Source organism: Pseudoalteromonas sp. Ld20, from assembly GCF_045064175.1.
Lineage (GTDB): Bacteria > Pseudomonadota > Gammaproteobacteria > Enterobacterales > Alteromonadaceae > Pseudoalteromonas > Pseudoalteromonas neustonica.
Map to the genome: position 1 here is coordinate 175,252 of NZ_JBISHB010000038.1, position 22,445 is coordinate 197,696.

At 39.0% G+C, this 22,445-nt stretch carries 18 protein-coding genes and 3 pseudogenes; 7 read left to right on the forward strand and 14 right to left on the reverse strand.

Features of this window, described 5'->3' with window-relative positions; all coding sequences use genetic code 11:
* The first annotated feature begins 97 nt into the window (after positions 1 to 97).
* Positions 98 to 565 (forward strand): glycine zipper 2TM domain-containing protein, encoded by a 468-nt coding sequence (locus ACJJVX_RS14505; RefSeq protein WP_169328286.1) that lies wholly within the window; start codon positions 98 to 100, stop codon positions 563 to 565.
* 58 nt (positions 566 to 623) lie between these two features.
* Here ACJJVX_RS14505 and ACJJVX_RS14510 read toward each other — a convergent pair whose 3' ends face one another.
* Both ACJJVX_RS14510 and ACJJVX_RS14515 read right to left on the reverse strand, forming a co-directional pair.
* Positions 624 to 1,841 (reverse strand): pyridoxal phosphate-dependent aminotransferase, encoded by a 1,218-nt coding sequence (locus ACJJVX_RS14510; RefSeq protein WP_054206507.1) that lies wholly within the window; start codon positions 1,839 to 1,841, stop codon positions 624 to 626.
* A 95-nt stretch (positions 1,842 to 1,936) separates the two neighbouring features.
* Positions 1,937 to 2,281: an Hpt domain-containing protein gene (locus ACJJVX_RS14515; protein WP_054206506.1), complete on the reverse strand. Its 345-nt coding sequence runs from the start codon at positions 2,279 to 2,281 to the stop codon at positions 1,937 to 1,939.
* 151 nt (positions 2,282 to 2,432) lie between these two features.
* Here ACJJVX_RS14515 and ACJJVX_RS14520 point away from each other — a divergent pair, with 151 nt between their 5' ends.
* Both ACJJVX_RS14520 and ACJJVX_RS14525 read left to right on the forward strand, forming a co-directional pair.
* Positions 2,433 to 3,038, forward strand: a complete 606-nt coding sequence (locus ACJJVX_RS14520) for a tRNA-uridine aminocarboxypropyltransferase (protein WP_405632033.1) — start codon at positions 2,433 to 2,435, stop codon at positions 3,036 to 3,038.
* On the forward strand, positions 3,035 to 3,814 hold the full coding sequence (locus tag ACJJVX_RS14525; RefSeq protein WP_405632035.1) for a CLCA_X family protein: 780 nt from the start codon (positions 3,035 to 3,037) through the stop codon (positions 3,812 to 3,814). Before ACJJVX_RS14520 ends, ACJJVX_RS14525 begins: the two co-directional genes overlap by 4 nt.
* Here ACJJVX_RS14525 and ACJJVX_RS14530 read toward each other — a convergent pair.
* The 3 genes from ACJJVX_RS14530 to apbC all read right to left on the reverse strand — a co-directional run bounded on the left by ACJJVX_RS14530 (position 3,765) and on the right by apbC (position 7,880).
* A complete protein-coding gene (locus tag ACJJVX_RS14530; protein WP_405632037.1) occupies positions 3,765 to 6,026 on the reverse strand; it encodes a putative bifunctional diguanylate cyclase/phosphodiesterase in 2,262 nt (753 codons plus the stop codon). The two genes, ACJJVX_RS14525 and ACJJVX_RS14530, sit on opposite strands and share 50 nt — an antisense overlap.
* Positions 6,027 to 6,209: 183 nt before the next feature.
* Positions 6,210 to 6,797, reverse strand: coding sequence for a dCTP deaminase (gene dcd, locus ACJJVX_RS14535; RefSeq protein WP_054206502.1), 588 nt, complete (start codon positions 6,795 to 6,797; stop codon positions 6,210 to 6,212).
* 3 nt (positions 6,798 to 6,800) lie between these two features.
* Entirely contained in the window at positions 6,801 to 7,880 is a 1,080-nt protein-coding gene (apbC, locus tag ACJJVX_RS14540; RefSeq protein WP_405632039.1) for an iron-sulfur cluster carrier protein ApbC, read from the reverse strand.
* A 176-nt stretch (positions 7,881 to 8,056) separates the two neighbouring features.
* Here apbC and metG point away from each other — a divergent pair, with 176 nt between their 5' ends.
* Positions 8,057 to 10,081: a methionine--tRNA ligase gene (metG, locus tag ACJJVX_RS14545; RefSeq protein ID WP_054206500.1), complete on the forward strand. Its 2,025-nt coding sequence runs from the start codon at positions 8,057 to 8,059 to the stop codon at positions 10,079 to 10,081.
* A gap of 183 nt (positions 10,082 to 10,264) precedes the next feature.
* Here metG and ACJJVX_RS14550 read toward each other — a convergent pair whose 3' ends face one another.
* The 8 genes and pseudogenes from ACJJVX_RS14550 to ACJJVX_RS14585 all read right to left on the reverse strand — a co-directional run bounded on the left by ACJJVX_RS14550 (position 10,265) and on the right by ACJJVX_RS14585 (position 19,741).
* Positions 10,265 to 10,606: a hypothetical protein gene (locus tag ACJJVX_RS14550; protein ID WP_054455638.1), complete on the reverse strand. Its 342-nt coding sequence runs from the start codon at positions 10,604 to 10,606 to the stop codon at positions 10,265 to 10,267.
* 227 nt (positions 10,607 to 10,833) lie between these two features.
* Positions 10,834 to 12,729, reverse strand: coding sequence for a S9 family peptidase (locus ACJJVX_RS14555; protein WP_054206498.1), 1,896 nt, complete (start codon positions 12,727 to 12,729; stop codon positions 10,834 to 10,836).
* A gap of 442 nt (positions 12,730 to 13,171) precedes the next feature.
* Positions 13,172 to 13,393: pseudogene (locus ACJJVX_RS14560) on the reverse strand (transposase); the annotation flags it as partial.
* A gap of 140 nt (positions 13,394 to 13,533) precedes the next feature.
* Positions 13,534 to 13,704 (reverse strand): annotated as a pseudogene (locus ACJJVX_RS14565) (Mobile element protein); the annotation flags it as partial.
* Between the two features lie 124 nt (positions 13,705 to 13,828).
* Positions 13,829 to 14,611: a hypothetical protein gene (locus ACJJVX_RS14570; RefSeq protein ID WP_054206496.1), complete on the reverse strand. Its 783-nt coding sequence runs from the start codon at positions 14,609 to 14,611 to the stop codon at positions 13,829 to 13,831.
* A gap of 14 nt (positions 14,612 to 14,625) precedes the next feature.
* The gene (locus ACJJVX_RS14575) at positions 14,626 to 16,002 is read right to left on the reverse strand and encodes a prepilin-type N-terminal cleavage/methylation domain-containing protein (protein WP_405632044.1); all 1,377 of its coding nucleotides are present in this window, start codon (positions 16,000 to 16,002) and stop codon (positions 14,626 to 14,628) included.
* A 1-nt stretch (position 16,003) separates the two neighbouring features.
* Positions 16,004 to 18,085: a GspE/PulE family protein gene (locus ACJJVX_RS14580; protein WP_054206494.1), complete on the reverse strand. Its 2,082-nt coding sequence runs from the start codon at positions 18,083 to 18,085 to the stop codon at positions 16,004 to 16,006.
* Positions 18,086 to 18,322: 237 nt separating this feature from the next.
* Positions 18,323 to 19,741: pseudogene (locus ACJJVX_RS14585) on the reverse strand (transposase).
* A 266-nt stretch (positions 19,742 to 20,007) separates the two neighbouring features.
* Between ACJJVX_RS14585 and ACJJVX_RS14590 the strand changes: the two are divergent.
* The 3 genes from ACJJVX_RS14590 to ACJJVX_RS14600 all read left to right on the forward strand — a co-directional run bounded on the left by ACJJVX_RS14590 (position 20,008) and on the right by ACJJVX_RS14600 (position 21,869).
* A complete protein-coding gene (locus ACJJVX_RS14590) occupies positions 20,008 to 20,247 on the forward strand; it encodes a type II toxin-antitoxin system ParD family antitoxin (protein WP_405632047.1) in 240 nt (79 codons plus the stop codon).
* The gene (locus ACJJVX_RS14595) at positions 20,247 to 20,540 is read left to right on the forward strand and encodes a type II toxin-antitoxin system RelE/ParE family toxin (protein WP_405632050.1); all 294 of its coding nucleotides are present in this window, start codon (positions 20,247 to 20,249) and stop codon (positions 20,538 to 20,540) included. The genes ACJJVX_RS14590 and ACJJVX_RS14595 overlap by 1 nt, the downstream gene beginning before the upstream one ends.
* Before the next feature lie 414 nt (positions 20,541 to 20,954).
* Positions 20,955 to 21,869, forward strand: coding sequence for a hypothetical protein (locus ACJJVX_RS14600; protein ID WP_405632052.1), 915 nt, complete (start codon positions 20,955 to 20,957; stop codon positions 21,867 to 21,869).
* 95 nt (positions 21,870 to 21,964) lie between these two features.
* Here the strand turns inward: ACJJVX_RS14600 and ACJJVX_RS14605 are convergent, their stop codons facing one another.
* On the reverse strand, positions 21,965 to 22,201 hold the full coding sequence (locus ACJJVX_RS14605) for a hypothetical protein (RefSeq protein ID WP_054206960.1): 237 nt from the start codon (positions 22,199 to 22,201) through the stop codon (positions 21,965 to 21,967).
* Positions 22,202 to 22,445 lie beyond the last annotated feature (244 nt).

The following is a 22,445-nucleotide window of genomic DNA, read 5'->3' on the forward strand; positions in this document are numbered from 1 at the left end:
ATTAACTAGCCATTATAGCGACTGATAATTAGCTATCTGCTCACTATAAATATCGCTGTTTAATTATTTGTTTTGAAAACAGTCTGGGAGATGCGTTATGAAAACTCTAACCTTAGCATTTATTTGTACACTACTTGCCAGTAGCCCAAGTTTTGCAGCCTATGAGCGAAACAAAGCGGTGCCTGTACAGCAAGTGTTATTTGGCGAAGTAAAGTCTGTTCGTAACATCACGCAACAAGAGTTAGTACAAGACAAAAGTAGCGGCTGGAAAACCTTTGGTGGTGCATTGCTTGGGGGGGTTATAGGTAACCAATTTGGTGGCGGAAGCGGTCGAACAGCTGCAACCATTTTAGGATCTGTAATTGGTGGTAATATTGCGCATAATAAGCAACGCAGTAGCTACTATGAACAGTACCACCTAGTTGAGTTAATGATCCGTGTTGAGAACGGTGAACAATTTATGGTGGTTCAAGATAAAGATAATCAGATGCACTTTAGCACTGGTGACGATGTTCGCTTAGTTTACCTATCAGACAACACCGTGCGCGTAGATAAAGCCTTCTAAGTGACTAATAAAACCAAAAAGCGAGCCCATTAGCTCGCTTTTTTAATAGGCTTTGCATTTAGCCTTGGCGATAACCATTAAAAAATCGCTGCATTTTCCCCATCGCCACACTTAAGTCATCTTTATTAGGTAAAAATACTAATCTAAAGTGATCTGGGTTTGGCCAATTAAATGCCCTACCGTGTACTAATAAAATTTTCTCGGCTTTGAGTAAATCTAAAATCATTTTTTCATCATTTTTGATATTAAAGCGCTCGGTGTCTACTTTGGCAAACGCATACAGTGCGCCTTTTGGTTTAGTACACGAAATACCTTCAATAGCGTTTAGGCCACGCCATGCAATATCTCTTTGCTCGTATAAGCGCCCACCAGGATCAATTAGGCTATCAATAGACTGGACACCACCGAGAGCTTGCTGAATGGCATATTGTGCTGGTACATTTGCGCATAACCGCATTGATGCAAGAATATCTAGACCTTTACGAAGATCATCCATCAAATCGGTGCGACCACTTAATACCATCCACCCCATGCGTAAGCCTGCAGCTCGGTAAGTTTTTGCTAAGCCGTTGAACGTAATAATTGGTACATCATCACACAATGCGCCAATTGAGCTATGCGTAATGCCGTCATATAAAATTTTCTCGTAAATTTCATCACTCAACAACAGTAACTTATGTTCACGAGCGACATCAATCAACTGCTGTAATAGTGCATCATCGTAAACAGCACCTGTTGGGTTATTTGGATTTATTAAAACCAACGCTTTGGTTTTTGATGTGATTTTACTGCGAATATCTGCAATATCAGGAAACCAATCTTGCTCTTCATCACATAAATAATGAACTGGATTGCCACCTGCTAACTTAACTGACGCAGTCCATAATGGGTAATCAGGCGCAGGGATCAGCACTTCATCATCATTATTGAGTAAAGCTTGGGTAGTCATTTGAATTAACTCACTGACCCCATTCCCAATGTATATATTGTCAACATCTAAATTGAACAAACCACGTTGCTGATAGTGCTGATAAATAGCCACGCGGGCTGAGTAAAGGCCTTTAGAGTCACAATAGCCTTGGGCTGAATAAAGGTTACGAATAATATCGCGGTGCATATCTTCAGGCATATCAAAACCGAATGCCGCAGGGTTACCAATATTCAATTTTAAAACTTTTTGGCCTTCGTCTTCCATTTTGCGCGCCTGAACTAATACCGGCCCACGAATATCATAACAAACGCCTTGTAATTTATGACTCTTTTTAATTTCTGACATTTTTACCTCTACTAGTGAATGGTTAGACTAACCTAGTAAAGGGGCAAAACACCAGCCTATTTAGCATCATAAAACTGAAAAAAATTCATTTTATTTTAACGGCTTTGCAACCATTGGGTTAACTTGTCTTTAGCCCCTGCGACTTGGCTTTCAAGCTGTTCTGTTGCCGCCACTGCCTGAGATAAATCGCCATTATTTAAGCTTTGCTCAATATCGCGTGCAACATCAGATAAGCTACTGGCACCAAACTGTGCCGCATTAGACTTTAGACTATGGGCGTGGCGAGTCGCTGTTGGGACATCGCTATGGATTGTGGCTAGAATCTCGCCTCCCAAGCGCTCAAATTCAGCGCAGCAAAACATCAATGTGTCATCAAACTGCTCGCCTAATAATGACTCCATACCTTCCAACGCGCCTTCATCAATAATTACCGTGTTCATTTTTTTATCCTTTTTTTACTCGTGTTTTAATCACAAGTAACTAGTTAATAATTCTACTTTATATTTATAGAGAAAAAAATCCACTTAAAAAAGTGATTAAGCGTATAATTGCTGAGTTTTCAAACTAACAAATTACTAAATAGATTATTTTATGTCTCGTTTATTGTGTACTCATTGTAAATTTAGCCTAACAACCTGCCTTTGTGAAGATATATCACAACTTAAAAACAGCATAAAAGTTATTATCTTACAGCATCCTAGTGAAATAAAAGTGACGAAAAATACAGCTCGCCTACTTTCTTTGAGCCTCACACAGTGTGAAATTAAAGTCGGAGAAAGTGAATCTGACTTCACGAGCATATTAGATCTACCAATTCAAACGACAGCATTACTATACCCTGATAAAACAGCGTTGCTATTAGATGATAGTACAACTAATATCTCGCAATTTAGCAAAACGCTCACGCATCTTATCGTGCTTGATGGAACATGGAAAAAAGCATATAAAATTATGCAAATGACCCCCTCTCTTAACGCTTTTCAAAAAGTAAGCTTTAAAGAAATACCAAAAAACCGTTATAGGATTCGTAAAGCACCTCGCTTAGACAGTTTATCAACGCTTGAAGCCGTAGCACACAGTTTAGCGCTTATTGAGAGCATAGATCCTCAGCCACTGTACACAATGTTAGAATCACTCAATAAAAAGCAAACTCAGTTTATGCCTGAACATGTTAAAGCTCGCTATCAACCCATATGACGTATACCAATCGATTAAAAGCGGGTTTCTTTCGTCAAGGCCCTGATTACCGATTTGAGGATCAAGTCGACTTTAATGAAATTCGTGACACCTTTGGATTTAAAACCATGGTGGTTGGTAAATGGGTTACCAAAGAAGAGCGATTAGTGAGCGCCAATTTAATTTATGATGCCCTTGCAGATTTAGCACAAATTTTACAAATACCACCCACTGCAATTGGCCTAAGAGGGAACCTAAATTTTGCATTTGGCCATGGCGGGCAACAAAATGTCCAAGCACATTATAATAGTAATACCCGCACCTTAGCCTTAGCAAAAAATGCAGGCGGCGGCGCGCTTGCCCATGAATGGTTTCATGCTTTTGATCACCATATTACTAAGCACTTATTTCCACTTCACTCATCGCGTCATTTTGCATCTAAACTGTGGCTTGAACACAGTGTGGATCAATCTCACCCTATTAACCTTATATTGAGTGAATTTTATATGGGGGTGTTTCTAGATAATCAGGGGAAAAATGCCAATCAATATGTACATCAATGCATGGTTTTTGATAAGCAGCATCAGCAATTCTATATGAGCATGCCTGAAGAGCTTGCAGCACGATGTTTCGAGGCTTGTATTAGCCATCAAAAAAACATCGTTAATCACTTTCTCGTATCAGGCATAACTAATTCAACACTTATTTACCCCGATCAGAAAATGTGTAATGACTGTATTGAACCACTTAGCAGTTATTTTTTTCAATTGGGGCAACGACTGTTTCAACATCCTTAGAAACACTTCTACTTTTTGATAACCAAGCTAAGTACTGTGTAAAAGCCATAGGTCGCGAAAAATAGTAACCCTGCCCAACATGACAACCATATTCTTGGAGTTTATTTAAGCTTGCTTTATCTTCAATGCCTTCAGCAACCACATATGAATCGAGTGATCTTGCAATATCACATGTGGCACGACAAATCGTTTGATCATTTTTAGAGTATTCAATGTTCATAACAAATTGCTTGTCTATTTTAATTTCATCAAAGCCCATTTTACTTAAATAGGCTAATGAAGAATAACCAGTGCCAAAGTCATCAATAGCAATTTTTAAACCAATTAATCTGTAATCATTTAAGGCTGTTTTTATGTTCATGCCTTCATCTAATGTGGCTGATTCGGTCAGTTCTAACATGATATTTTCAGGGTCAAGCTGATACTCATTCATTAATGTAATAAATAATACTGGTAAATCTTTATTTAGTAAGTCTTTAGCAGAAATATTAACCGACATTATATGTTCAGGATAAAGCTCAATTAGAAGTCTTTGGCATTTAAGTGCTTCAGCGACAACCCACTCAGTCAATTCTGATATCAATCCCGTTGACTCACTAATTGGAATAAATTGATCTGGCGGTATATGCCCTAGTAAGGGATGCTCCCACCGTAAAAGTGCCTCTGCACCATGGATTTCTCCTGTTTTTAGGTTAATCTGAGGTTGAAAATATAAGCTAAGCTGATCTTCATCAATTGCTTCTCTCAATGCTGATGCAATCGCTCGTTTATGCCGTGAAATTGTAGAGCTTTCGGCACTATACATATGCCAGCGTTCACCATGTAAAGGTTTTACACTCAAAGCCTGCAATCCTCGCTGTATCAGTTCACTGCCCGTTTTTGCATGCAATGGATAATTTGCAACGCCAAAGTCCACGCGGTCCACTAATTGTGTATTGTTATGATTAACCCCTTCAGCAAATACACCATTGGTAACGCACACAAATTGCTCTATTTGACTCAATTCAAGTAAGCCCGGAATAATAAAAGCAAAAATACCATCATCAAACCTTGCAATAAAATGGCGCACATTTAATTTTGATTCAATCCCAAGCGCATTATTCACAGCAAGTTGATCTGCTAACTTTTGCATAAAAACTTTAATTTGCTCGTTTGCATGGCCATAACCAAAATTAGCGCGGCTATTTAGTAATGCAGCAGGTCTAAATAAAACTAAACTGTGCGCTTGTTTAAGCTTAACTTGGGTAGCCAAACGCCTGAGTAAAAGCTGTTTATTAGGTAAACCTGTGTCTTCATCATGAGTCAAACTCTCATTATATTTCACAACACGGGAACGATCTTTTACCAAAATAATACCCACTAAAATAATGGAGTTAAAAATTGCAAAAACATCATTAGCTAAAAATTGAGGTGTTAGCATTATGAGTGTGAGTGACCATGCTAGTGCTTGTGTAAATATGCCTCCCCAAAGTAAAAGAGATAAGCCCCCATGTATTTTTTTTAACTGCCACCATTTATAAAACAAATGAACAAGTAGCCCTGTAATTACAGCAAAACAAACCGCCATCACATAATGACTATTTATATAACCTAACAAGTTATAAATAATAGCCACACAGCTAATACTTATTAAAGTAGGGTGAAGTTTCTGTTTATATGACTTTAATAGCTGCTGTTCACAACTAATATGAGCAAGATAAAGGCACATACACGCCAATGAGAGCAAAGAGAATACAGTGTATGTTTGATCCCCTAAATTTGGGTTTTGAAAGCCCGCACTTACTAAACAAGCGAGTACAGCACAGCCGATATAACCCAAAAGGTAAAAGAATTTAAATCGATAGAGTAAAAAATTCAAACTAGCAACAATAGCAAAGTTCAAAAGCAAAATAGTGACTATGGCGCCAAGAAGAGCGGGCTTATTTTGTACCGTTTTATAAAGCGTATTATTTATAACGGGTTCTAAAGCCGGATTTTGGTTTGACGTAAGATAAGTCAATTGTGGATTATTAATCACTTGGCTCTTAAAAATAGGGGAGCGTATAGCAAGGTTTTTCTGAATATATAAACCTCTCACATCACTGAAAAAGTCCTCATGTACTAGGTTATTAATAGCAAGTGTATTTTGCACATCCAATAAACGTTGCACAGGCACGCTATGGCTATTAGGTGCAAAAATACTAAAGATTAGTACCACCACAAGCATTAACATTTGAACCAATCCGTTGTTTATCTTCACTTTCACCTCAAATGCTATCAATTATTTTGCGAAAAATCGACTGACTACAATAGAAGTATGGTGGTATTAGGTAAAATTACCAATAAATTGGTCATTGATTTTAATGAAACAAAAAAGGCTTACCAAGTGATAAGCCTTTTTTGGTATTCATTTTAATTAATTACTATCATCACTAATGCGACTTGCAACAGCACTAGTTTGGTCTTTGTATTTCGCGTCTTTACGGGTATTGTAAGGGTTTTCAGCAGGTCCTGACATTGTCTCAAAGCTCATAGCGCCTATTTTCATCATCGGGCGCAGCGCGAGTGGCAACTTACCTGAGTTATAGAATTCTAATACAATGTTACCTGACCAACCCGGATCAATACGATGTGCAGTCACATGTACCATTAAACCCAAACGCGCTAACGATGAACGTCCATCAAGCCAACCCACGATATCAGCAGGTAACGTGACCTTTTCGTAAGTCATTGCTAATGCTAATTCACCCGGGTGTAAAAAAAACGCATCACCCTCTTTTAGCACTATTTCATCGCTCATTATCGATTCCATTGCTTTATTAAGCTGATCTTTAGGACCACTTAAATCAACATAGGCTGCGGTATGATCTTGAAATACACGAAACTTATTACCTAAACGTAAATCTGCCGTCACCCCTGAAATCATGTCATCCGTTGGGCTTGGCTCTATAATAATACGTTGTTGTGCAATATATTCTTTAATATGGGTATCTGATAATCTCATTATTTAATCATCCGTAATCACGATTTCTACTGAATCATGATGTGGTTGTTGATAGTAAAGCATACTGGCAATCAACCGCGCAGTATCAGCATAAATTTTACTGACTGTCGTTTGATTATCCAGAGCAATTAATTTTCCTTGCTCTGAGTATTCGCGGATATTGATCGCTAAAGGAATATGTGACAGCACAGGAACACCGTGACGCTGCGCTAATTTAATTGCACCATCTTTACCAAACACATGGTTTGGTTCACCACAGTGTGAGCATAAAAAGTGGCTCATATTTTCAATTAAGCCAAGCACTGGTACATTAACTTTATTAAACATTGCAATGCCTTTTTGCGCATCAGCAAGGGCTAAATCTTGTGGGGTTGTCACTATAACAGTCCCACTGGCGGGTACTTTTTGGCTCATCGTTAGCTGAATATCGCCAGTACCTGGCGGCATATCAACAATTAAATAATCCAACTCGCCCCATGCAGTTTCATTAAGCAACTGATTAACTGCACCCGACGCCATAGGGCCACGCCACACAGTAGCGTCATCGCTAGGGACTAAAAAACCAATTGATTGTGCCTTAATTCCATTCGCATCAAATGGCATTAATTGCTTATCGTCTTTTGAAGAAGGCTCTGCGCCGACTAAACCCAAAAGCATCGGGATCGATGGACCATAAATATCAGCATCTAAAATGCCCACTTTGGCGCCTTCTGCTTTGAGCGCTCCTGCAATATTAACCGCCGTGGTCGACTTTCCGACACCACCTTTGCCTGAGGCAATTAATAGAATATGTTTAATTTTTTTAAATTTACATTGGGGAGGCAATGCTACACACGCTGTAATTGTAACAACCTGATTGAGCCTTTCGCTAACAAACGCTGCGACTGCTGGCATTTCTGATTGCGCAGCAAAAGGCAAGGTTAAGCTGATCAGCAATGACCTATCTTTGCCCAGCTCAACATCGTTAATAAATTTTTCATCAACGCCGACAGCGAAAACAGCGCTTCGATAAGCGGCTAAGGCAGTAATAATCGGTTGTTTTTGCACCGATTTAGAGGAGAATAGTTTCGACAGTCCAAACATAGCAATAAAATAGTGTTTCTTTGATGAAAATTGCCTCGGAATTATGTAACATTCAGGGCATTAACACCAGTCAATTAATGAAAATCGGCTAGCCTTGAAGGCGTTTGCTTTAGGTTTGCTGATAATATTATGATTTTCATCCGTTCCTTAACTGGAACCGTCAATTCGGAATGATTATGACACAGCGAAAGATCCTCATTACCAGCGCATTACCTTATGCCAATGGCCCTACACATTTAGGTCATTTATTGGAATATATTCAAACTGATATTTGGTCACGTTTTCAAAAACTGCAAGGCCACGAAGCTTATTATGTTTGCGCCGACGATGCCCATGGCACGCCAATAATGCTCAATGCGCAAAAGCAAGGGATCACGCCAGAAGAAATGGTTAAAAATGTCAGTATTGAGCGTCAACGTGACTTCGCTGATTTCAATATCAAATTTGATAACTACCACAGCACTCATAGCCAAGAAAACAAAGAATTAAGTGAACTGATTTATAATCGCCTTAACGACGCCGGTCATATTAAAAAACACACTATTTCACAGTTATTTGACCCTGAAAAAGGCATTTTCTTACCCGACCGTTTCGTAACGGGTACGTGTCCTACCTGTAAGTCTGAAGATCAAAATGGTGACAGCTGTGATGCTTGTGGTGCAACATACAGCCCAACAGAGCTAATCAACCCGCGCTCTGTTATGTCAGGTGCTGAGCCTGTATTAAAAGATTCTGAGCACTACTTTTTTGACTTACCCGCATTTGAAGGCATGCTAAAAGAGTGGTTACACTCTGGTAGTATCCAACAAGAAATGGCAAACAAGCTAGACGAATGGTTTGCCGATGGCTTACAACAGTGGGATATCAGCCGTGATGCACCGTATTTTGGTTTTGAAATTCCAGGTGCGCCAGGTAAATACTTTTATGTATGGCTAGATGCCCCAATTGGTTACATGGCCAGCTTTAAAAACCTATGTGATAAACAAGGCATCGACTTTGATGCATTTTGGCAAGAAGGCTCTGATGCTGAGCTTTACCACTTTATCGGTAAAGATATCATCTACTTCCACAGCTTATTTTGGCCAGCAATGCTTGAAGGCGCAAAATTCAGAAAGCCAACCAATGTATTCGCCCACGGTTTTGTAACGGTTAATGGCGCTAAAATGTCTAAATCAAAAGGTACGTTTATTAAAGCGCGTACTTATTTAGATAACTTAGACCCTGAATTTTTACGTTATTACTACGCAGCAAAACTTAACAGCGGTATTACCGACCTTGACTTAAACTTAGAAGATTTTGCCCTACGTGTAAATTCAGACTTAGTGGGTAAAGTGGTTAATATTGCCAGCCGTTGTGCCGGATTTATCACTAAAAAGTTTGACGGTAAATTAAGTGATACTGTAATGGATCCAAAATTATTGGCCGAATTCCAAGCAGCCACTGATACTGTAGCCCAGCACTATGAAAACCGTGATTACAGCCGCGCAATTCGTGAAATTATGTCTCTTGCTGATAAAGCCAACCAATTTATTGATACCGCAGCACCATGGGTATTAATCAAAGACGAAGCCAAGCAAGAAGAAGCGCATCAAGTGTGCTCACTTGGCCTTAACTTATTCCGCGTATTAATGACTTACTTAAAGCCAGTGTTACCAGGTATGGCAAGTAATGTAGAAGCGTTTTTAAATGACGAGCTATCATGGCAAGGCGCGCAAACTGCGCTAATAAGTCACCCAATCAATAAATTTAAGCCGTTAATGCAACGTGTAGAAATGGATAAAGTAAACAAAATGGTTGAAGAATCAAAAGAAAGCTTATTAGCAGCAAAAGACAAAATAGATCCAAACAGCCCTCTTGCAAAAGAACCCATTGCTGCTGAAATCGAATTTGATGATTTTGCAAAAGTGGATTTACGTGTTGCTAAAATTGCTAAAGCAGAACACGTAGAAGGCGCTGATAAGCTACTAAAGCTTACCCTTGATTTAGGCGGCGAAACTCGTCAAGTGTTTGCGGGTATAAAATCGGCCTACGCACCTGAAGACATTGAAGGTAAACTCACTGTAATGGTAGCAAACCTAAAACCACGTAAAATGCGCTTTGGTATGTCAGAAGGCATGGTGCTAGCCGCAGGCCCTGGTGGTAAAGAAATTTACATTCTCAACCCAGACGATGGTTCAGAGCCAGGTATGCGTGTAATGTAAATGTAATTCGACTTACGAATACTAAAAAGCCGTTGTTTAAAAACAACGGCTTTTTTAATGATTAGCCACTGAGTCATCGGTTTTCATATTGGGTATTGGGTATAGCTTATTTCAATTCCTTTCGTTTTCCATCCTGTTAACTTAGGCTTACTGTTTTTGTAGGTCAAGCCTACGAGCACTGCGTTAGGTAACTCTAAGCACTTTGATATTTTTCGCACCTCGATATAAATAAACCAGACCAACAATAAACGCCAGGTTGTAAGGCACATCTACATACATATCAAGATATTGACTGTCTACCCCAATACTAACAATAAGAATTATTGTAATAAAAGAAAGCAAGCTGAACAAAGTCGATACCCCAAAAAAGAGAAAAGCCTTTGAGAAATGTAATATATAAATATCATTTTTGAATTTAAATGTTTTTTTCAACGAAAAATAAACATAAAAATTAACCAAAATAGCTATCACTAATATAAAAAGATCTAAAAAATAGTCCGGCGTAAAAATATTAATCTCGTCCAAAATACGACTGTCCTTGTTCTTAGAGAGTAAATAGAATTACTCGCTTGTGATTTAATTATCTCGATAAAATATATCATTTATCATTTAAATTCAATAGATTGCTTTATTTCATACATCAATCGGCATTATCACATTTTACGGGACTCAGCAGTATCCTCTATACAAATAAAAATGCCAGAGTGTAAAAATTAGACCCTGACATTTTATTAAACGAAGTTTAGCTTTGGCTAAAGCGTATCATCCAACCACTTAAAGAACTCACGCTGCCATACAATGCCATTTTGCGGCGTCAGCACCCAATGATTTTCTTCAGGGAAGTATAAAAACCGGCTCTGTAAACCACGTAATTTTGCAGCTTGGAAAGCAGCAATACCCTGCTCTAACGGCACTCTGTAGTCTTTGCCGCCATGAATAACAAACATAGGTGCATCCCACTTATCAACATAGCTGATCGGATTAAACTGACCGTATGACTTTTTAGTCGCGGCGTTATCCTCCCAATACGCCCCCCCTAGTTCGTTATTTACAAAGAATAGCTCTTCGGTTGTACCGTACATACTGCGTAAATCGAAAATACCACAATGCGCTATAAACGTTTTAAAACGCCCCTCATGGTTGCCCGCTAAATAAAATGCGGAATAGCCACCGTAACTTGCACCTATAGCGCCAATACGAGACTTATCTACATATGATTCTTGTGCTATATCATCAATGGCATCAAGGTAATCTTGCATTACCTTCCCACCCCAATCTTGGCTTATATCATCATTCCATTTAACACCATGACCCGGCATACCACGACGATTAGGGGCTACCACAATATAACCTTGTGAAGCCATTACTTGGAAATTCCAACGAAAAGAATAAAACTGAGATAACGCAGACTGCGGGCCACCTTGTAAATAAAGTAAAGTTGGGTATTTTTTGCTTCTATCGAAATTAGGCGGGTAAATAACCCAAGTTAACATCTGTTGGCCATCTTTGGTGTTTACTATACGTTTTTCAACATTGGGTAAGTCCAGATCGGCATAAAATGTGTCATTTTCTTTCGTCAACGCAGTCAGCTTTTTGCTATCCAGATCAAATCTGTAAATTTCACGCGCGGCATTCATGCTGTTACGTGTTACCACAAGCTGATTATCTAATACTGCAACTATGCTATTTACATCAAACATGCCGTTTGTAAGCTGCATAATTTTCGGCTTAGTTTTTGTATTTACAGATACTTGGAACAGCTGAATAGTCCCGTCAACTGGCGCTACAAAATAAATATGCTTAGCGTCATTGCTCCATTTAAAGCTATTTACGGTGCCATCCCAGTGTTCTGTTAGATTAAAGTCACGGTTTTTCGCCTTAACAATAATATCGTTTTTATCTGCTTCATTGCCTGGCTCATCCATTTGTAACCATGCTAAGTCGCCTTTTGGCGAGAACGCGGGGTACTTATCATAACCCAAATTGCTTTGTGTGATGTTTGTCGTTTTTTTGCTAGCGAGGTTGTAGCGATAAATGTCAGTATTAGTGCTGCTAACGTACTGCTCACCAGTCAGTTTTTTACTGACATAATAAATATTTTCGCCCTTGGGTCCCCACGTATAATCAGCAGCACCACCAAACGGTGACGTTGGGCTATCAAATGGCATGCCCTTCATGATGTCGACTTTTTCTTCTGTCTTTAAGTCTTGATAAAAAACATGTTTAAAGCTGCCGTCTTTCCACGTATCCCAATGGCGATAGTTTAAATCATCAAACACATAAGCGTTAGATTGACCAAGCTCTTTATATCTGTCTGACGCCAAAACCTTTTCTAGTTTTACTTTTTCATGAAGAAGTTTTTTGCTGCCATCCGGCGAAATACTGCTATCAATAAAAAGATCTTGATAGGCTTCTAACAACTGAGACTCACCACCTTTTAGTGGCACTTGATAGACCTTGCTATTGAAGTTATTGTTCTCAACACTTGGCGTCGTTACTTTGTAAATTATATGAGTTTTATTTTGGTTTAAACCCAGCGCACTCACACGTTTTACTTGCCAAAGTTTTTCAGGGGTCATAACTTCACTGGCATATGCCCCCATACTTACACACAATCCCAAGCTTACAGATAATATCGTTCGCAACATCGCGAAATTCCTCCAAAAATAAATCCGGCTTAGGTTACACAATAAAATGGCAACTGAATAGTAAGCGAGATGACAAATAGGTTTCATGAAATGAAAAAATTACCCCATCACATTATGCAATACAAACTGCATGTCGCTTTGGTCCACCTGCTTTTACTGCGTGAATATATCATTTTTAAGGTAAACAGCTGTTGAGTGGAAAACACAGCAACTAAGTTAACAGTATTGAAAAGTAAGGGAATATAACTATTATGATTTGCGGTGAAAACAACGTTGAACGTCTTAGGTGGCCCGAAGGGGGGAGCGCCATGGATAACAGCAATAATAATGGCTTTATCATTAAATCTATTTATTTTTATCATCAACTAAGCACTAAATGGCTGTACTTCAGGCGTCCAGCCTTTCGCCCTTCGGGCCAGCTGCGCTGTTGTTAAATGTTCCTGACATTTTGCTGGTTAATCGTGATTGCATAGGCACATACATCAATGAAAAACACCTTGACTAACCCAAGCAGCTTATCTTCAACCCAGCCTCTGCGATGCTCAAAAGACTGGCCTGTAGAACGGTCTTCCCCGAACAAGAAAGCACGACGAACGCAACGTGAAATACAGTGATAATACTTTGTATCAACCAAACTTATTTGACTTTTTCTTGCAGTTGCCATGTGACATCCAGGTCACTTTTCATGCGAATTAAAAGTTAGTAAAAAATATAAACTTTAGGATGGGTGTCATCGTTGTTTTCGTCTCATCGTTGTTTTCATCGTTCTGATTTGGTTTAAATCTACATAGGCCATACAGGCGATATCTTTGCTAAAGCAAGTAACTTGTCCTCAAACCACGCTCTGCAGTGTTCATAAGGCTTTCACGTAAAACAGTCTTCACCACATAAAAATGCTCGGCGAACACACCGAGAAATACAGTGATAGTATTTTGTATCAACCAAACTTATTTGACGTTTTCTTGCAATTGCCATGCATCACTCTGTTTTTTTCACACTCATTTAAAGCGAGTAAAAAATATGAAAATACAAAATTTAGGATAGGTGTTTTCCTATTTTTTTTTTGCTCTTTCTTTGTTTTTTGTTGTGTAACCACCTTCTACCTTGCTGGTACTCTTTTTATTTTCGATTCACCTTCATTGCTATACATCCAAGCTTCATCCCCAAGCCGTGATATTACAATGTAACCATTTAAATCTTCCCAGAAAAAAAACTCTAACGCACTCGCCTCTAGTTGCAAATCATATTGGTCGACCCTCCACTCTACAGCCCCACTAGGGAATTCAACTAAATCAGACAGTTTTTCTGGTGTTTTGTTATTTTCCAATCGGTATTTTTCTATCCCATTCACGACAACCATCAACTGTTGAGCCAAGGCAAATTCGGGCGCTATTCCTTTATCTTGTTTAGGGTTGAAAAAACTAGTAGCGATAATAATAAATACCAAAAAAATTACGATACTTAAAACTTTACGGTGTTTTTGACCAACAATACCTTCAATTTTCTTTTCCTGTTTGGCTGAATCTTCAATCCTAGTCGAATTAATTATTTGGTGAATCGTCTTCGCTGATTCATCTCTACTAGATGAAGTATGTTGCTGAAAAGACTTAGAATGACTTCCTATATTGACCAAATCATCTAAACCTGGCAAATCACAAAGAGAGGCAGAATTGGCAACACTGGGATTCACTTTTTGTTTTTTCTTATCTTTATTCAGTATTTCATCAAGGCTTTGGGGAGTCATAGTGGTACCATTATTGGCACCTCTATTGTTATAGCTACCACTTACTTTGTTTGCGTTACTATTCGTTTTCAAAATATCATTCAAGCTAGGCTGGTGAGTTCCATTGTTAAATGATTGTTTATCCTTTTTATCAGCCATACTGAAACCTACCTTTAAGGAGTATTAAACTGATCAGGTAAATCCGTTGACGATTTACCATCACCCCATGTCGCTGGATGATCTGGAACGGATTCAAGATTACAAGCATCACCATAGCAAGCAAATGTACATTTAAAGTGAGCGTCTTGTAGCACTACAACATTATAATTTTTGCAATTTGCATTGCCTTTATTGTACTTGTCAGCTTCAAATGCCTCTTGCTGTGTAACACAGCCTCTTGTTACATAACGGGAACCATCTTTTAAATTTTCAATAAAATTGGCAGCATAAGGAGCATCAACTGTACAGGCAGCCCCTGTGGTGACATGGCTTCGCTCACAAATAAATTTAGGGCCTCGACAAGTATGATTATTTGTTGAAGGGGCTAATGAGCACTTTGAAGGTTCTTTGGGATTAAAAACAAAACCGTTTTTACATTTTGCGACGCATTGTGCGGGAAAGTTCGTAGTCTTAGTTGCATAATTATTTCTGCTTCCAAAAGGGTTGTGTTGATCGCGTACAGCGACTGAAGTTTCCCCTATATATTCTTGTCCCGCTATTGAACATTTAGGATCATGATGCCCACAGTCTTGACCCACGGGACATTGTGCCGGCAAAGGGGCACTCGATGTATGGCACCTTCCATCCGAACCTAATTTTAAAGTGCCTGGACATTTTTTAAGTTGTGGTTTTACTATTGGTATTACACTTGGCGTTAATTGTTGTAACTGTGGTTGTGCTTGTGGTTGCAACTGTGGATGTAGTTGTGGAACGACCTGAGGTTGTTTCTGTGTCTTAGGTAGCTGGCAGACTTGTTGCTGTTTACCGTTAGCATCTTTCACTTGTACTTTTTGTGTTCCAGAGGGGCAGCCCGCAGGCACATTAGGGTGTGCAGCCAAAAGTCCTGCTCCGTTAAGGCAGCTACTTGGGAGATACTTGTCATCAAGCGCTTTATTGGTAGACACTGCGCCACGCCCAATAGCATTGGCAGCATTAACGCAACGCCAAGAGCCATTATAAAAATACTCAAGTGCAAACGTATCTCTCACCCCAAGGCCTTTTAAATCCATAGTAGGAAGAATATACCCGATAACTGAATTTTCGACTGGGTTGTTATTCGCTACAGGCACCCACTTCAAAGAAGTCATATGTACTTTTGGTTCAGAAAATGTTGCAATATCAAAGTTGGAGCTTTCAATACGTTTTTCAATGACCTTAATTCTTTCCGCATCGGCAAAAACAAAAGCTTCTGTAACCTGCGCACGTATTATGTAATCATTATACAAAGGAACCGCCACAACCGCGAGTATTCCAATAATCGCTACAACAACAATTATTTCTAACAAAGTGAAGCCCTGATTAGTGTTTTTTCGTAATATTTGAGCGTTCATACTAGAGTGTTCCTTTAGTCAGTATACTTTGTAGCTTATTAACGATTTCAGTAGGAGAGGTCATATTTTCATCGTATTCCATCGCATGCGCATGGAATTTATTCAACAATATTTTGGTTTCATTTTGATTTTGGGGGATTAAAAATAGCACAGGAGTCCCCGACCAAGCCAATTGCTCTCTCAGCTTTCCAAGCCATTTTTCTGGAGTAGACTGCATAAGGGCAGCATCAATTAAAATGGCAATAACTGAAGTATCTTTTTTCAAAATTTCGGAAGCCTTGTGTTCATTATTAACAAAGACTATTCCATATTGAAAACTTTCAGCTAGCATTGATTGAAGCTCTTTATTATCAGATATCAACAAAACTTTGAGACGATCCTCTGAAAGCGAGTTTGACCTTGAAAAATTATCTAGCAACATATTTGGTACTTTATTATTAACCACTGCAAGTTCACGCCAAAAATGTAAGCCCAGCTCACGCCCGACCTCTTGGACTGTTGTTTCACCAGAAACTATCCATTGCCCTGCGCTAACGGCCATCTGCGTCTGAAAACTGTTATTAGCCTCTGTTAAGTCATTAACGTTATTACAGCCACTTAACATTAATGTGCGCATCTCTGGTGATACTTCCATGACTTCAGTAATAGGAAGGCGGCCCATGTAGCCAGTATAATGACACTTATCACATCCTATAGCACGACAACCAGGCTGCTCACCGGTGATACGTTCATATTCTAATTCTTCAGGAAGGAGTGGCTTAGTGACCTTTACTTTACAGGATGAACATAGCTTTCTAACCAGACGCTGGGAAACGACACCAACCAATACATCAGCCAAAACCGATGGATTTATTCCAAGATCCAAAAGTCTAGGTACTGTCGCCATTGCGTCATTAGTATGCAACGTAGACAATACCAAATGCCCCGTTAACGCCGCTTGAGATGCGATTTTTGCCGTTTCAGCATCACGTATTTCACCAACCAAAACAATGTCAGGGTCTTGCCTTAGTATTGATCGCAACGTATCACCAAAAGAAAGACCTTGAGCATCATTGACTTGCACTTGTGATATACCGGGTAAAACGTATTCCACCGGGTTTTCCAAGGTCATAATATTGACATCTACACTATTGAGTTCTGAAAGCAGGCCGTACAGTGTTGATGTCTTCCCCGACCCAGTAGGCCCCGTCAGCAGTACAATTCCCGAGCCGTAGGATACAAGTCGTTTTAGTGCATGATAATCAGAAGGGGAAAAGCCACTATTAACTAAAGAAAACTGCTTGCCTTGCTCAAGAAGGCGACACACGATTCTCATGCCATCAAATACGGGCAATAAAGACAATCTAACGTCAATTTCACGTTGACCATAAATTAATCGCATTCGTCCATCTTGAGCAGTTAGGGGGTTCAGCTCTAGCCCTGCATTCATAGTAAAATAGCGAGACAAGCCTTCGTGCTGCTGCTTGGGAAACGATGCAATTCGCTCTAAAACACCATCAACTCGAAATCTAATTGCAGCCCCACCAACCATCGGGTGTATATGAATATCAGATGCCCTTTTATCTATAGCAGAGCGTAAGATGGCTTTCGCTAACTGGGGAATTTCACCTTCATCGACTAACGCAACGGTTAGATCAATAGCCCTATAGTCGTGGTTAATTGTCGAAAAGAGCCGTGTAAGCCCAATATCAAATTCTTCAGGAGACAAAATAGCCAGTTTAAAGTCACCCATCAGAATAAAACGTATTTGATCATAGTACTCGGGAAGTCGACGAGGATCATAAGTTGCAATAACCGGTTTATTAACACTCAAATCAAAGGGCAATATGCCCATATCACGACAAACCTTTTCACTAAAAGGGTTATCTCTGGGAGGTTTAAATTCTTGTATATTAATACTGTCTGTAGAATAAGTTAAAGAAAGTGCGTTACAAATTGCGCTAGCAGGTAATCTTAGTGTTGTTTGCAATTGATGCCAAGCTTCACGGGCATCCATTGAAAGATTATAGTTATCTGGTAGTACAAGCTCAGGTTTTGAACTAAGCAGAGCATCCAGAAGCCAATGTGTTGATGTTCGTACCATTAGAGCCTCCTGCCTTTATTTACTAGACATCACTTTATATAACGAGCCTGTAGAATAACTCGTTTTTAATTTATTTTTATTGATGCTTTAAACATAGTTGAGCTCTCATTTTAATTCAATCGGCTACTTCGATTTTACGTAAATATAAAAAGAGGACTGATGTTGTTTTAATGGGCGTTTTAGAAGGTATTGCGGGTGTTTAAGTGGCTTATTTGAGGTGATAAGGGGTTACCCCTATTAATGTATCGTGTTTCTCAGCTTTTCTAGATTATGAACAAGGCAATACAGCTGCCGCAAAATAAAGTGAATGTATTCACTTTCGCTTGTCCGCGTAAGGTCAATTTGTTCATGCCTTTATTGACTGTAATATTTCGCTTTTTACCATAAGGAAAGCAGATTCTATACAACCGAGTCTTTTACCATTACTTTATAAAATATTGTCGTCGCCCCAGTGGGCTGTCTATTTTGGCCTTCATTTTGTCAATGTAGCTGAGCTGTTTACGCGACTCATCATTTTTAAACTGCACTTGTCGGCCTGTTTTTATTGGTGGCTTTCACATGCATTGCTGTTGCAGTGGGCATACTTTGCAATCTTTTAAGTAACCGCAGAATCGCGTGTATTCTTGATTGTGACTCTTTACATTAATCCCGCTTCGCCACATACCATTGCCTGCGGGGCAGAGGCAGGTTTGGGTTGCTTCATCATAATGAAAGTCCTCTGAGGTAAATAAGCGAGGCTTGCCATTACGCCTTTTTAGTCGGCGCTTTTCTTGCTCTGTTTCATACGTTTTACTGTCTTTAAACAACGTTTCGTTTTCTAAATTGATTATCCGCAATGTAAGTATCAAAGCCACTTTGCGCCATAAACTCAAGATTCACTTCGCTGTTAAACCCACTGTCTGCGGTAAACTTTATGGTGTGATTATCTGCTTCTTTTTTTGTATTGAGCTTAGCGAGCTGTTGTTGTAATTGCTTAACCGCTGGCTGCAAGGTTTGTTGCTCGCCCACTGAACCCCATGCCTGTGCTTGCCATTATTTACCCAATGCAAGTATTTGATGTTTATCGTCATTAATCGCAATGCCATTGTAGCCTTGGATTGTCCCTTTTGACGTGGTCATTTTCGCGCTTTACTCGTCCTATCCATGGACTCGCCTTTCAGGCCAGCTACGCTGTTAAAATTCATTCCCTATAAATTTGTCTTTGCTCGCATTTGATTTTAATTTACAGCCATCAATGGCAAACATATTACGACCTATCAACCCTTCTTCATCACATATCATCAGTACTTGCGTAAATAATGGCTCAATCTGTTCATGCATTTTCGCCACGAAGCCCGCTATCGATGTGTAATGCGGTTGGATATCACCCGACACACTCATGAATAAGATATTGTTCTCACAGGCTTTGGCAATACGGCGACTACTGATTAATCCATGCGCATAACCGAGTAAAATAATCTTTAACATCACCGATGGCGGATACGCCGCAGCCCCCGTTTTATCGTTGTTTTACCACACATCGAATCCTGATAAATCGATCTTATTTTCGACAATATAACAAAGGGCATACTCAAATGTACCTGGCAGGATTTACTCAGAAAAATTAATAGGACTGAATTTATTTTGGCAGGATAAGTCAGGCTTGTAGTTGGCCATAACAGTTTACCGTGGGTGAATAATATCTATTAGATCACAGTAACCCTGTGGGTTCAAGGTTAAAAAACAATCAATTATAAAAGTACCGAATTAGTTCCTGAAAAGAGTAATCCTACAGTCACAACCCCCACTAAGAGGCAAAAAATTGTTGCCTAAATTTAGCGACGCAGGAGCAAAAAGCCAACTGTTTTTTGTCCTTTTAAGTGACTTGTTATATTTTTTATACCATAATATATTATATATAGGTACTTATGAGGTTTTACATCATGGCTAAAAATACAAGCGTTACACTAGGCGATCATTTTGATCAGTTTATAAACCAACAACTTAACACTGGCCGTTATGGCTCAGCAAGTGAAATCGTTAGAGCAGGATTAAGAGCCTTAGAAGATCAAGAAGCTAAGCTTTTATATTTACGTAATATGTTAATCCAAGGCGAACAAAGCGGTGTTGCCGAGTACAGCTATGAAAGCTTATTGACTGAATTAGATAAAGATAACCATTAATGAATAAGTTTGTATTATCTTCGAAAGCCAAAACAGACTTAATTAAAATAGCTAAATATACCCAAATAACTTGGGGGCTAGCTCAACGGAATGATTACCTAAAAATATTAGATAACACGTTCCATTTATTAGCTGGTGATCCCGAGCTAGGTATTAACTGTGATTATATACGAGAAGGTTACAGAAAATACCCACAAGCTAGCCATGTTATCTATTATAATGAGTATAAAAACAATCAAATATTTATCGTGAGAATATTACATAAAAGTATGGATGTTAACTTCGCAATCTAGAAAAATATAACGTGGCTGTAGAATAACTCTAACAGCCAAATTCAATTAAAAAACGAGTTCCTGTAATTAACTCTAAGCGCTTTTAAAGCACTAGGCAATGCATTTAGGACCCATAAAACTGGCTGTTTTTCTTAAAAAAGAGTAATTCTACAGCCAAATTCAATTAAAAAACGAGCTCCTGTAATTAACTCTAAGCGTTTTTAAAGCATTAGGTAATGCATTTGGACCCCATAAAACAGGCTGTTTTTCTTAAAAAAGAGTAATTCTACAGCCACAACGCCGCAATAAGCGGCTTGTAATTGTTTGCTAAAATGTGAAGCGCAGCGAAACCGAGCAAACTGTTACGAGTCCGGCTTGATTGCCTTGTTATATGCGTGCTAGCTTACTTTAATATACAACAATTATGAATAAAAAATGAAGCTAAAACAATATATTGAAGTAATAAAAACTAATCAGTTTTTCAACAATAAAGGATACACAGGAAATTTCCCTAATCCATCGACTTTAGAAGAAAAGCCTCATCAACACTTGAAAATCATTGTCGAGCAAGGTGAGCTATTACTCAAAGCTTTTGAAGATCCTACCATAATGGAGTCAACACTTGGTGTAACCCCTATCACCGCGGATCTTGAGCGCATTTGTGAGATATTTACTAATGACATAGAGCAGTTTGCTACAAAATTCAGTGAACTGAAGCTCATTGAGGGACTACAGCTTTTTGCACAAGATCGTATACCAAGCTATACCTTATTTACTCTTGCTAGAGAAAATTTACTACAGAACACCTATGAACAGCATATTGATTTGCTTAACCAGAAAAGTGTATATAACTTATACTCTATTCCGTTTTTGTTAAGATTAGCCATTGAAAATAAGCTAAAAGCTATGATCGGCTTTGACTCATCTAAGGCAAAACTAAGTGACAATCAGACAAAAATTTCAGATCAGTTTCCAGCACTTAAAGTAATTAATTTTTTAAAAGATAGTGATTTTGTCAAATCACCTCTCCCATTTAATGAACTTAAAAAAGTTTACAATTGGTCATGCAAATTTGTTCATACCGGACAAAAAGAATACATCTGGATGTCACTCAAAGCCACATCTCATTTGAATATTTTATTCTCTCGTGAGCACTCTAATTATTTAGGAGAAAGTATATCTTACCTTAAAGACGGCGTAACAATCGCAGACCTACAGCAGGCAATAAACTCTTCCACAAGTTTCTCTCAACCGCACATATCAAAAGTGATAGAAGAATCTATTGAACTAAATCTAGAAGAGTATCAATTTGATATGACAAACAGTTTTTGGGACAACAGAACTGAATAGCATATAACGCTTTTGTAACGGGCAGCCTTGTGGCGAAGCCACGCTTAAGGCTGTCCAGCCCGAAGGGCGAGCGTTGACAAACTTGTTAAGTGCCATTACTCCCACCCTAGCTCTTTGTAGGTTTTTTTATCATGCTCGGGGTAGTCAGTTGTGTATTTACCCCAGCCCATATATTTATAATATTTTGTCATGGCTTCAAAATGTGACTCGGCCTCACAAGACCAAACTAACTTTGAATTAGGCTCAAGTAATTTTCGTGCATCATCGCCATGAGCCCCAGAAAGACAGAATGTACCCAAGCCCTCTTCATCCATCCATAGTTCGTGTTTCATAACTCTCTCAAGGCATTATCGTGGTAGAGCGACCCATTACTGGGCCGACCCCACACAGATCCGGACGTGCGGAACTACCGCATCCGGCTCTTCAGTTATATATTCACGCGTGTAAATCACCACGTACTTAGTACCCGTCCACATGAATAAATCGCTTACTCACTCTTGGCCGCTCTATTGCGTAATACATTAACATCTTCTTGAAATTACTCCAATTATAACTGCGCCTTCCACTTCGCCTATT

Coding starts and splice junctions, on each gene's coding strand:
- apbC (WP_405632039.1), bottom strand. CDS start 7,880: ATGTTTGGACTGTCGAAACTATTCTCCTCTAAATCGGTGCAAAAACAA.
- ACJJVX_RS14605 (WP_054206960.1), bottom strand. CDS start 22,201: ATGAAACACGAACTATGGATGGATGAAGAGGGCTTGGGTACATTCTGT.
- ACJJVX_RS14525 (WP_405632035.1), top strand. CDS start 3,035: ATGACGTATACCAATCGATTAAAAGCGGGTTTCTTTCGTCAAGGCCCT.
- ACJJVX_RS14555 (WP_054206498.1), bottom strand. CDS start 12,729: ATGTTGCGAACGATATTATCTGTAAGCTTGGGATTGTGTGTAAGTATG.
- ACJJVX_RS14600 (WP_405632052.1), top strand. CDS start 20,955: ATGAAGCTAAAACAATATATTGAAGTAATAAAAACTAATCAGTTTTTC.
- ACJJVX_RS14580 (WP_054206494.1), bottom strand. CDS start 18,085: ATGGTACGAACATCAACACATTGGCTTCTGGATGCTCTGCTTAGTTCA.
- ACJJVX_RS14530 (WP_405632037.1), bottom strand. CDS start 6,026: ATGTTAATGCTTGTGGTGGTACTAATCTTTAGTATTTTTGCACCTAAT.
- ACJJVX_RS14590 (WP_405632047.1), top strand. CDS start 20,008: ATGGCTAAAAATACAAGCGTTACACTAGGCGATCATTTTGATCAGTTT.
- ACJJVX_RS14510 (WP_054206507.1), bottom strand. CDS start 1,841: ATGTCAGAAATTAAAAAGAGTCATAAATTACAAGGCGTTTGTTATGAT.
- ACJJVX_RS14570 (WP_054206496.1), bottom strand. CDS start 14,611: ATGGCTGATAAAAAGGATAAACAATCATTTAACAATGGAACTCACCAG.
- metG (WP_054206500.1), top strand. CDS start 8,057: ATGACACAGCGAAAGATCCTCATTACCAGCGCATTACCTTATGCCAAT.
- ACJJVX_RS14515 (WP_054206506.1), bottom strand. CDS start 2,281: ATGAACACGGTAATTATTGATGAAGGCGCGTTGGAAGGTATGGAGTCA.
- ACJJVX_RS14520 (WP_405632033.1), top strand. CDS start 2,433: ATGTCTCGTTTATTGTGTACTCATTGTAAATTTAGCCTAACAACCTGC.
- ACJJVX_RS14595 (WP_405632050.1), top strand. CDS start 20,247: ATGAATAAGTTTGTATTATCTTCGAAAGCCAAAACAGACTTAATTAAA.
- ACJJVX_RS14505 (WP_169328286.1), top strand. CDS start 98: ATGAAAACTCTAACCTTAGCATTTATTTGTACACTACTTGCCAGTAGC.
- ACJJVX_RS14575 (WP_405632044.1), bottom strand. CDS start 16,002: ATGAACGCTCAAATATTACGAAAAAACACTAATCAGGGCTTCACTTTG.
- dcd (WP_054206502.1), bottom strand. CDS start 6,797: ATGAGATTATCAGATACCCATATTAAAGAATATATTGCACAACAACGT.